Origin of the sequence: Streptomyces odontomachi, from assembly GCF_024435355.1 — a bacterium.
Lineage (GTDB): Bacteria > Actinomycetota > Actinomycetes > Streptomycetales > Streptomycetaceae > Streptomyces > Streptomyces odontomachi.
In genome coordinates this window covers 44,202-55,003 of the sequence record NZ_JAMJWG010000022.1, presented here as the reverse complement: position 1 = coordinate 55,003, position 10,802 = coordinate 44,202, and the positions used below count along the sequence as shown (strand labels likewise).

Below are 10,802 nucleotides of genomic sequence, written 5' to 3'. Positions count from 1 at the left end.
CGGGCGCGCCCGATCCGGCAGGCGCGCCCGGCCCACCGTGCGTCTCACTCCTGGACGGGGTCCACCACCCAGTCCGGATGCCCCGGCATCGGCGGGGTGTGCGCGCCGTACAGCCATGGACGCAGGAAGCCCGACAGGTCCCGGCCGGCCACCTCGGAGGCCAGCGCGACGTAGTCCTGGGTGCCGGCCGCCTTCCCCCGGTAACGGGCGAACCACTGCTGCTCGATGCGCTGGAACGTGGCGTCGCCCACCTCCGCGCGGAGCGCGTAGAGCACCAGGGCAGAACCGTCGTAGCGCATCTTCTTGAACAGGTTGGACTCCGTCGGCTCGGCCGGTGCGCCGGTGTCGTGGCGCCACTGGTCGTGCTGGCGGTAGGCCTCCTTCATGGCCGCCTCGAAGCTGTCGCCGCCGTGCGCCTCGGAGTACAGCCGCTCGTAGTACCGCGCGTGCCCTTCGCTCAGCCACAGGTCGGACCAGGTCCGCAGGGCGACGCTGTCGCCGAGCCACTGGTGGGTCAGCTCGTGGACCATGTTCTTCTCGGCGTCCACCTGCGTGCCGAGCAGGTCGCCCTTCGGCAGCAGGGACAGCGTCTGCGTCTCCAGCGCCACACCGAGGTCGGTGTCCCCGACCAGGACGCCGTAGCGGTCGAACGGGAACGGGCCGAGCTGCCGCTCCAGCCAGGCCAGCTGGTCCGGCGTGAGCCGCAGGTACTGCTCGACCGACGCGGCCAGCGTGTCGGGGACCACATCCCGGATCGGCAGCCCGTGCGGGCCGGTGCGGTCGACGAAGGTGAAGTGACCGATCGCCAGTTGCACCAGCTGGGTGGCGACGGGCTGCTGGGTGTCGTACGTCCAGCGCACCCGGCCGTCGGGCTGCTCGGTGCGGCTGGTCAGCCGCCCGCCCGCGACCGCGTCGAGCCCGGGCGGCGTGGTGACGTGGAAGGTGAAGGGCGCCCGCAGGCTCGGGTGGTCGTCGGCCGGGAAGATCATCTTGGCGCCGTCGGGCTGGGGGTACAGCACGGTGCCGTCGGGCGTGGGGATCCAGCCGTAGTCCTCGATGGCGTCGTCGCGGTGCCGGGTCTGCGTCGGGTCGGCGGTGTAGGTGACGCGGACGGTGAAGTCGTCACCGTCGTCGAGCGGGGCGGCCGGCGTGACGACCAACTCGTCGCCGTCCCGGGCGAAGGACGCGGCACGTCCGTTCACGGTCACCGTGTGCAGGGTGTTGCCGGCGAAGTCCAGGTCGAAGCGGGACAGCGACTGCGTCGCCCGCGCCTCGATCGTCGCGCTCGCCTCGAACGGCGTCGCCGGCGCCTGCCAGTCGAAGTCCAGGGTGTAGTGGCGCACCGTGTAGCCGCCGTTCCCGTCCAGCGGGAAGAGCGGGTCGCCCAGGCCCGGCGCGCCGGGGGAGGGCCGGGTGGCCGGCCCGTGCGGCGTGGCCGCGTAGGAGACGGGCCCGGTCAGGGTGGCGGTCACGGCGAGTGCGGCGGCCAGCGCGAGCAGCGGTCTACGGCGGTGTACGGACGGTCGTCCGGTCATCGGGTTCCCCTTCGGTCGGATGCGCGGCAATGCCGGCCGCCGGGGGGAAAACGGCCGCTGGAGAAGGAGACGCGCGGCGCGCCGACAACGTTGCGCACACGAAAGGGCGGGAGCCCGCAGGCCCCCGCCCTTCACGGCTGTGCCGTTCAGCTGATCGCCTTGATCAGTTCGCCGTTCGTGGTGTCTCCGCTCAGTTCCCAGAAGAAGGTGCCGCCCAGGCCCTGCTGGTTCTTGAAGCTCATCTTGCCGGCGATGGTCGCCGGCGTGTCATAGCTCCACCAGTCGCTGCCGCAGTGCGCGTACGCGGTGCCCCCGACGGTGCCGGTGGCCGGGCACTTGGTCTTGAGCACCTTGTAGTCCTCGATGCCCTGTTCGTACGTGCCGGCCGCCGGCCCGGTCGCCGTGCCGCCGGGCGCGTCCTGGGTGACGCCGGTCCAGCCGCGGCCGTAGAAGCCGATGCCGAGCAGCAGCTTGTCCGACGGGATGCCCAGGCTCTTGAGCTTGGCGATGGTGTCCTCGCTGTCCCAGCCCGCCTTCGGGATGCCGCTGTAGGAGCTCAGCGGCGAGTGCGGGGCGGTCGGACCCTGCGCGTCCCAGGCGCCGAAGTAGTCGTACGTCATCGGGTTGAACCAGTCGACGTACTGCGCCGCGCCGGCGTAGTCGGACGCCTCGAGCTTGCCGCCGGCCGTGCCGTCGGCGCTGATCGCCGCGGTGACCAGCTTGCCGCTGCCGAACTTGGCGCGCAGCGCGGCCATCACGTTCCTGAACGCGTCGCTGCCGCTGGTGTCGCAGGTCAGGCCGCAGGCGTTGGGGTACTCCCAGTCGATGTCGATGCCGTCGAAGAGGCCGGCCCAGCGGGAGTTGTTCACCAGGTCGTAGCAGGACTGGGCGAAGCCGGCCGGGTCCTGCGCGGCCTGGCCGAAGCCGCCGGACCAGGTCCAACCGCCGAAGGACCACAGGACCTTCAGGCCGGGGTGCAGCTTCTTGAGCTTGGCGAGCTGGTTGAACGCGCCTGCCAGCGGCTGGTCCCAGGTGTCCGCGGTGCCGTCCACGGACTGGTCGGCGGTGTAGGTCTGGTCGGTGTCGGCCCAGGAGTCGCCGATGGTGCACTTGCCGCCCTGCACGTTGCCGAAGGCGTAGTTGATGTGCGTCAGCTTGGCTGCGGAGCCGGACGTCTCGATGTTCTTGACCCGGTAGTTGCGCTGGTAGACGCTCCAGTCGGTGTAGTAGCCGACGACACGTGACCCCGCGGCGACGGCGGCGGGCGCCCGGTCCGGCTGCTGTGCACTGGCGCTGCTCGCGCCGGCGGCGAGCAGCCCGGCGCCGAGCACGGCACTACAGGCCGCGGCGATCAGCCTTCTGAAGCGGGTGTGGGGGAGGGACGGTCTGAGCATCGGATCTCCTCGTGAGGGTGGGGAGAGGACGTTGCGACACGTGCGCGTGCTTGACCTGTGAAGGCCCCGACGTCGGTGGGGGTGCTCGCTGGAACAGTAGAAGGACTAGACCATTGAGTCAATGGTGTGTACCAATTCTCGTGCCATGGCAGCGGGACGACGACCGGCGGACCGTCGCCGTCCGACCGCCCCGCGGACCGCCGCACCAGCCTCCCTCGGACAGCGCGTCAGGCGGCCTCCCACCCTCTTTCAGCCGATCTTGCGCACCTGTGCCCGTACCGCCTCTCATCTCCCCAAACGCGGGTGACGACCCGCCCCCGATCGGGCATACTCATCGCGCCACCGCCGCCGTGTGGCCGCGCCTGCGATCCAGGGCGGCAGCGTCGGCGGCAGCGCAGCAGCACCCGGGACACGACCCCGCCGGGCGGCGCCGCCCTACCCAGGCGCGTGCCCGCCCCAGCGCCCGACAGGGAGGACCGCGCCGCCATGTCCGACTTCGCCCCGCAGCCGGTGGACCGTCAGCTACCCACCGACGAGGCACGTGACCTGCTCTCGCTCGTCCGTGACCTGATCCGCCGCGACATCGCACCCCACGCAGCCGACGAGGAAGAAGCCGGCCGCTTCCCTCGCGAGACCTTCACCCTGCTGTCCGAAGCGGGCCTGCTCGGACTGCCCTACGACAGCGAGTACGGCGGCGGTGACCAGCCGTACGAGGTCTACCTCCAAGTCCTCGAGGAACTCGCCGCCGCCCGTCTGACCGTCGGGCTCGGCGTCAGCGTGCACAGCCTGTCCTGCCACGCCCTGGCCGCCTTCGGCACCAAGGAGCAGCGCGCCGAGCATCTGCCGGCCATGCTCGGCGGCGGGCTGCTCGGCGCCTACTGCCTGTCCGAGCCGGCCTCCGGCTCCGATGCCGCGGGGCTGAGGACCCGCGCGGTGCGCGAGCCGGTGCCCACCCGTTCGGAGCAACCGCAGGATCCGGACCGGCCGCCGGTTCCGGATGACGCCCAAGGCGCCCTGGGATGGTCGCTGACCGGCACCAAGGCATGGATCACCCACGGTGGCATCGCGGACTTCTACACGGTGCTGGCCAGGACGTCGGACGACGGCGCCCGGGGCATCACCGCCTTCCTGGTGCCGGGTGACGCGTCGGGTCTCTCCGCCGCGGCCCCGGAACGGAAGATGGGCATGAAGGGCTCACCCACCGCGCAGGTCCACCTGGACGGCGTGCGGGTGCCGGATGCGCGCCGGATCGGCGAGGTGGGACAGGGCTTCACCATCGCGCTGTCCGCGCTGGACTCCGGGCGGCTCGGCATAGCCGCCTGCGCGGTCGGCCTCGCCCAGGCGGCGCTGGACGCGGCGCTGGCGTACGCCGTCGAGCGGCGGCAGTTCGGGCGGCCGATCGCCGACTTCCAGGGCCTGCGCTTCCTGCTCGCCGACATGGCCACCGCCGTCGAGGCGGGCCGCGCCCTGTACCTCGCCGCGGCACGACTGCGCGACGCCGGAAGGCCGTTCGCACGGCAGGCCGCCATGGCGAAGCTGCTGTGCACGGACACCGCCATGAAGGTCACCACCGACGCCGTACAGGTCCTCGGCGGATACGGCTACACCGCGGACTTCCCCGTCGAACGCTATATGCGCGAGGCGAAGATGCTCCAGATCGTCGAGGGCACCAACCAGATCCAACGGGTGGTCATCGCCCGCCACCTCGTCGGTCCGGAGTCCTGAGGACGGGCGCCGCCGCCGGCCGCGCGGGATCCGGCGTCGAGCGGACCGCCGGGGGCGTGAGGGCGCGCGGTGACGCGAAGGCGGTCGGCGGCGCCGCGAGCCGTACCCACTCCGGGTCGTGGCGCCCCGGCAGGGTCTTGCCACGCTCGGCCCAACTGCGCAGCAGGGCGTGGTAGATCGGCGGATCGGGCTGGGGTAGACGGGCCAGGTGCGGAACCGATTCTGCGGATACGGGGACCAGGAGGCGACGGCCGGTCGCGGGCCGGGTGGAAACGGTCATACCCGGCCAACGCCCACACGGGCGGTCAGGTCACCGCCCGGTCGATTCGTCTCTCAGTTCACCGATCCGGCCACGGGCTGATCCACGTGCCGGTGCGCATCGGGATACCTGGCCCGGAACACGGCATCCTGCGTGTACGGCCCGCCGAGACGGCCGGGCCGGTTCCACGGGTCAGGCCGCGGGGCGCCGGATCTGCGGCACCTGGATGGGGCGCGAGCCGGGGCCGCCGACGTGCGAGAACGGCTGGGTGCGCCAGTCGAGGCCCTGGGGGAGCGTCAACAGCAGTGCGGCTTCCGGCTCTTCCTCCCCGTCGGCGTCCGCGGCGAGCGCGTCGACCGACGGGCGACCGGTGCCCGCGCAGACCTGGAGACCGAACGGGTCCCATGCCGAGGGGCACAGCGCGTGCTCGGGCAGCACGTCCTCGTCCGCCAGCAACGCGATCGACTGGGCGCAGTCCGGGCAGACCACGCGGTAGGTGTCGAAGGTGTCGTCGGAGTCGGCCGGGTCGCCTTCCGGATCAGGCCCGTGGACGGCCTCGAACGCGGACTCGGTGTCCTGGTGCGCGGTGCGGGCAAGGCGGCCCGGGTACTTCGGACTTTGCATGAATATGTATCCCCCTCTGGGTGGGCCGATGAGCCGCTGTGGTCTCGACCACACGAAGCATTTCCCACGCGGCGGCAGGAAAATCGCGGCATGCCCACCCACACGCCTCGAACACTGTGGTTTTCATCACAGCTCCCCGGATCTCCCCGGACCTGGCCCTTTTACCCCCTGCCGGTCATCGAGGCGCTTCGCTGGCGAAGTTCCCGTGGGTGCGGAGCGCACTGTAGGTTCTTGCGCCATGGAGGAGCTGGATCGACGCATCGTACAGCTGCTCGTCGAAGACGGGCGGATGAGTTATACGGACCTTGGCAAAGCCACGGGTCTGTCCACGTCGGCGGTGCACCAGCGGGTACGCCGGTTGGAGCAGCGCGGGGTCATCCGCGGGTACACGGCGGTCGTCGATCCCGAGGCCGTCGGCCTGCCGATGACGGCCTTCATCTCCGTGAAGCCGTTCGACGCCAGCGCGCCCGACGACATCGCCGACCGGCTGTCCGTGGTCCCGGAGATCGAGGCGTGCCACAGCGTCGCCGGCGACGAGAACTACATCCTCAAGGTACGCGTCGCCACGCCCTACGAGTTGGAGGACATCCTGGCCCGGGTCCGCTCCCTCGCCGGCGTCTCCACCCGGACGACGGTGGTGCTCTCGACGCCGTACGAGTCCCGCCCGCCCAGGATCTAGGGGGTGTCTGACACATGCCCGCGGCGTCGCGTCGTCTGGCACGCACTCCCCCACTGCCCTGAAGGGCGTGGGAGGCACCCCCAGCCGCCTTGCCGAAGCGCCCACGTGATTCCTCCCCCAAGCTCTCGGCTTCGCTCGAACAGGGGGGACCCCCATCGAGGGCGCTTCGGCGCCTTGCGATCGCACGCACCAGACGACGCTCCTTCTCCCGCGCTCATGTGTCAGACACCCCCTAGGCAGCCACCTCGACCGGCGCCGCTCTCCCTCGCCCGGACCCCGCCGGCTGCGTGCCGGGCGCGCCCCGCGGCGGGCTGCGGTGCTCGGGCGAGGAGACTGGGCGCATGACGCACCGCACCACCTTGCTGCGCGGGGGCCGCATCCACACCCCCGCCGATCCCCGTGCCACCGCGATGCTCGTCGACGACGGGCGGGTGGCCTGGGTCGGCCCGGAGGGCGCGGCCGCATCGCTGGCCGACGACCTCGAGGGCCCCGTCCACGTCGTCGATCTCGACGGGGCCCTCGTCACGCCCGCGTTCACCGACGCGCATGTGCACACCACGTCCACCGGCCTGACCATCACGGGCCTCGACCTCACCGGCGCCGGCACGCTCGACGACTGTCTCGCGCGGGTGCGCGCGCACGCTGCCGCGCGCCCCGGTGCAGGGGTGCTGCTCGGCCACGGCTGGGACGCCGCCCGCTGGCCCGGCGGGCGGCCGCCCAGCCGGGCCGAGTTGGACGAGGCCACCGGCGGCCGTCCGCTGTACCTGTCCCGTATCGACGTGCACTCGGCCGTCGTGACCACCGCCCTGCTCGACCTGGTGCCCGGCATCCAGCACCGCGCCGGCTTCAGCGCCGGCGGCCCGCTCACCCGCGATGCCCACCACGCCGTAAGGGCCGCCGCGTACGCCGCGATCACCCCGCAGCAGCGCACCGAAGCCCAGCGGGCCGCCCTGCGCCGGGCCGCCGCCCTGGGCATCGGAGCCGTGCACGAGTGCGCGGGGCCCGAGATCTCCAGCGAGGACGACCTCGCCGGACTGCTGGACCTGGCCCATGCGGAGCCGGGGCCCCGGGTGTTCGGGTACTGGGCGGAGCCGGTGACCGGCGAGAAGGACGTCGCACGGGTACGCGAGCTCGGAGCGCTCGGCGCGGCCGGCGACCTGTTCGTGGACGGCGCCCTCGGCTCGCACACCGCCTGCCTGCACCACAGGTACGCCGACGCCGACCACACCGGTACCGCCTACCTCGACGTCGACCAGGTCGCCGCGCATGTCGCCGCCTGCACCGAGGCAGGGCTCCAGGCCGGGTTCCACGCGATCGGCGACGCGGCCGTCGCCACCGTCACCGAGGGGGTGCGTGCCGCCGCCGAGCGGGTCGGGCTCAACCGGGTGCGCGCCGCCCGGCACCGCGTCGAGCACGCCGAGATGCTCACCCCCGACACCATCGGCGGCTTCGCCGAACTCGGTCTCATCGCCTCCGTGCAACCCGTCTTCGACACGCTGTGGGGCGGCACCGACGGCATGTACGTGCAGCGTCTGGGCGCCGAACGGGCCCGGACGCTCAACCCGCTCGCGGCGCTGCTGCGTGCCGGGGTCCCGCTCGCCTTCGGCTCGGACAGTCCCGTCACCCCGCTCGGACCGTGGGAGACGATCCGGGCCGCGGCCTTCCACCGGACGCCGGAGCACCGGGTGTCGGTGCGGGCCGGCTTCACCGCGCACACCCGCGGCGGCTGGCGGGCCGTCGGCCGGGACGACGCCGGTGTCCTGGTGCCTGGCGCCCCGGCCGACTACGCCGTGTGGCGCACCGGGGAACTGACCGTCCGGGTGCCCGACGAGCGCCTCGCACGCTGGTCGACCGACCCACGCTCCCAGACGCCAGGCCTGCCCGAACTCGACCCGGCGAGCGAACTGCCGGTCTGCCTGCGCACGGTGGTGTCCGGGCGGACGATCTTCGTGCGGCCACACGAGTGATGTAGCGGGACGGTGCGGCGTCGGCCAGGGTCCGTCGCACCGCCGGCGACCTGCGTATCCTCCGACTTGACCGGGAGAGGCCGGAAATCTCCGCAGCTGGGCGGGCTGTTGACAGCACGCCGTCGGCGGCCGGTAGGTTCGGCCGGGTCCACCGCCGGACGTCCGGCCGGGGAGCCCGCGCACCGTGTGGCGCCGCTGGGTCATGGGTGGTGTGCCGCGCCGGCGTACCACCACTGGGAGCCAGGCCCAGCGCCCGCGTCACGCCGGGCGAGGGATCGTGCCGACCGGTGGGGCGTCCCCCTGCTCCGTGTGAGCCGGGGAGAGTGGCACGGATGGGGCCCGGACGCTCAGTAGACAACGGCTTGTCGTCGATCCGCAGCCAGCGGGCGCCAGGTCGGCCCGAAGGGCGCCGGGCCCAATCCGCCTCCCGTTTCGCACCCGGGGACACACCGCGGTGCCGCGGTGCCGTGCCGCCGCGCTGGCACGGGCGCCGGCCATTAAGGTGGTCCCCTGCATGTGAGACGAAGGGGCACTTTGTGAACGACGGCGATGGGACCGCCACGGCGCGTGATCGTGGGGGCCGGTCCGGCTCGCTCGGCACGGCCTTGGTGATCATTCCGACCTACAACGAGGCCGAGAACATCCGGTCCATCGTCGGCCGGGTCCGCGCCAGCGTGCCCGAGGCGCACGTCCTCGTCGTCGACGACAACAGCCCCGACGGCACCGGCAAGCTCGCCGACGAGCTCGCCGCCGAGGACGATCGGGTCCACGTGCTGCATCGGACCGGGAAGGAAGGCCTCGGCGCCGCTTACCTGGCCGGCTTCCGGTGGGGTCTGGAGCGCGACCACGGCGTGCTGGTCGAGATGGACGCCGACGGCTCCCACCAGCCCGAGGAGCTGCCGCGGCTGCTGACCGCGCTCGGCGGCGGCGCCGACCTGGTGCTCGGGTCGCGCTGGGTGCCGGGCGGCCGGGTCGTCAACTGGCCCACGCACCGCAAGCTGATCTCCCGCGGCGGCAGCATCTACTCGCGGGTCCTGCTCGACATGCCCCTGCGGGACATCACCGGCGGCTACCGCGCCTTTCGGCGCACCACCCTGGAAGGGCTCGGCCTGGCGAACGTGGCCTCCCAGGGCTACTGCTTCCAGGTCGACCTGGCCCGCCGCTCGGTCAAGGCCGGGTTCCATGTCGTCGAGGTGCCCATCACCTTCGTCGAGCGCACCCGCGGCGACTCCAAGATGAGCCGCGACATCTTCGTCGAGGCGCTGTGGCGGGTCACCGCCTGGGGCCTTGCGGAGCGGCTGGGCCGGCTGCTGGGGCGCCGTACCTGATCCCCGGCGTATCCCCGGGGTCCGGGGCGGCAGCGGCTCCCGGGCAGGCACACTGGAAGCATGACGACTGGCACCAAGCCCCCGACGCCTCCGGCACGCCCCAGGCGTTCGCGTATGCGCACCTTCCTGCCGCTGGCGGTGGCGGTGTGGCTGGTCCTGGAGATCTGGCTGCTGACCCTGATCGCGGGAGCCGCCGGCGGTGGCACGGTCTTCTTGCTGCTGCTCGCCGGGATCGTGTGCGGTGTCGTGGTCATCCGGCGCACCGGGCGCCGGGCGTTCCAGCGGCTCAGCCGGACGCTTCAGGCCCAGCAGCGCGGCGAGCCGGCGCCGGACGAGCAAGGGGGCAGCGGTCTGCTGATCGTCGCCGGGCTGCTGCTGATCCTGCCCGGCGCCCTCTCGGACGTGCTCGGGCTGCTGCTTCTGCTACGGCCGGTGCGCGGCGCGGTCAGCCGGCTGGTGGAGCGACGGGTGAGGGCCGCGGTGCCGGGTTGGACGGATCCGTTCCAGCAGGTACGGCAGCACCGGTCGGACGGCAACGTGGTGCAGGGTGAGGTCGTCCGCGACGATGAGGAACGGCGCCCCGGCGATTCAGGGCCGGACGATTCGGGTCCGCGTCCACCGCTCAATCCCTGAGGCTGTGACGGACGCCACTCGCGCCGCCCGTCCGGTTCCGCTGCGCCGCCGGATGCTTCTTTCGCCGGACGTCGTGGACGGTGATGCCGCGCGGTGAGCCGTTCATGATCGCTTGCAGCACACAGCCGCGGGCCGTGACACCTGAGGTCACGGCCCGCGGCTGTGTGTCTACTCGTCTGGTGCGAGTCAGGCTGACTTGCGGCTGTCGCGCGGATGAACGGCGATGTTCATGGCGCCGGAACGCAGTACGGCGAGCCGCTCCTCGAGGACCTCTTCGAGCTCCTCACGGGTACGCCGCTCCATCAGCATGTCCCAGTGCGTACGAGCGGGCTTGGCCTTCTTCTCCTCGGGTCCTTCGCCATCCACCAGAAGTGCCTGGGCCCCGCAGACCTTGCACTCCCACTCAGGCGGAATCTCCGCTTCGACCGAGAAGGGCATCTCGAAGCGGTGTCCCTTCTCGCATGCGTACTCCACGGCCTGGCGCGGTGCCAGGTCGATGCCGCGGTCGGTCTCGTAGCTGGTCACCACGAGGCGCGTGCCGCGAAGAGCTCGCTCACTCATGAATCGTGCCTCCCGGGCTTGATGCCCACAGGACAGGTGTCGCTGTCGTCGTCGTACGGTCAACGTCCGGTCGGCGGTAAAGATTCCCGTTCAGGGT

The 10,802-nt window shown here is 72.2% G+C and carries 9 protein-coding genes; 5 read left to right on the top strand and 4 right to left on the bottom strand.

All coding sequences use genetic code 11. The features are described from left to right. Positions 1–44: 44 nt before the first annotated feature. Both NQO67_RS34145 and NQO67_RS34140 read right to left on the bottom strand, forming a co-directional pair. A complete protein-coding gene (locus NQO67_RS34145) occupies positions 45–1,535 on the bottom strand; it encodes a M1 family metallopeptidase (RefSeq protein ID WP_255954273.1) in 1,491 nt (496 codons plus the stop codon). A 146-nt stretch (positions 1,536–1,681) separates the two neighbouring features. Then, positions 1,682–2,929, bottom strand: coding sequence for a glycoside hydrolase family 18 protein (locus tag NQO67_RS34140; RefSeq protein WP_255954271.1), 1,248 nt, complete (start codon positions 2,927–2,929; stop codon positions 1,682–1,684). Between the two features lie 486 nt (positions 2,930–3,415). Between NQO67_RS34140 and NQO67_RS34135 the strand changes: the two genes are divergently transcribed. Further along, positions 3,416–4,654: an acyl-CoA dehydrogenase family protein gene (locus NQO67_RS34135; protein WP_255954270.1), complete on the top strand. Its 1,239-nt coding sequence runs from the start codon at positions 3,416–3,418 to the stop codon at positions 4,652–4,654. A 451-nt stretch (positions 4,655–5,105) separates the two neighbouring features. Here NQO67_RS34135 and NQO67_RS34125 read toward each other — a convergent pair whose 3' ends face one another. Continuing rightward, entirely contained in the window at positions 5,106–5,537 is a 432-nt protein-coding gene (locus NQO67_RS34125) for a hypothetical protein (RefSeq protein WP_255954267.1), read from the bottom strand. 238 nt (positions 5,538–5,775) lie between these two features. Here NQO67_RS34125 and NQO67_RS34120 point away from each other — a divergent pair, with 238 nt between their 5' ends. The 4 genes from NQO67_RS34120 to fxsA all read left to right on the top strand — a co-directional run bounded on the left by NQO67_RS34120 (position 5,776) and on the right by fxsA (position 10,144). Continuing rightward, the gene (locus tag NQO67_RS34120; protein ID WP_255954266.1) at positions 5,776–6,216 is read left to right on the top strand and encodes an Lrp/AsnC family transcriptional regulator; all 441 of its coding nucleotides are present in this window, start codon (positions 5,776–5,778) and stop codon (positions 6,214–6,216) included. 341 nt (positions 6,217–6,557) lie between these two features. Beyond that, complete coding sequence (locus tag NQO67_RS34115) at positions 6,558–8,183, top strand: amidohydrolase (protein ID WP_255954265.1); 1,626 nt, start codon at positions 6,558–6,560, stop codon at positions 8,181–8,183. Positions 8,184–8,719: 536 nt separating this feature from the next. Next, a complete protein-coding gene (locus NQO67_RS34110; RefSeq protein ID WP_255954264.1) occupies positions 8,720–9,511 on the top strand; it encodes a polyprenol monophosphomannose synthase in 792 nt (263 codons plus the stop codon). Between the two features lie 60 nt (positions 9,512–9,571). Continuing rightward, entirely contained in the window at positions 9,572–10,144 is a 573-nt protein-coding gene (gene fxsA / locus NQO67_RS34105; RefSeq protein WP_255954263.1) for an FxsA family membrane protein, read from the top strand. 186 nt (positions 10,145–10,330) lie between these two features. Here the strand turns inward: fxsA and NQO67_RS34100 are convergent, their stop codons facing one another. Continuing rightward, entirely contained in the window at positions 10,331–10,705 is a 375-nt protein-coding gene (locus NQO67_RS34100) for an RNA polymerase-binding protein RbpA (protein WP_099500427.1), read from the bottom strand. Positions 10,706–10,802 lie beyond the last annotated feature (97 nt).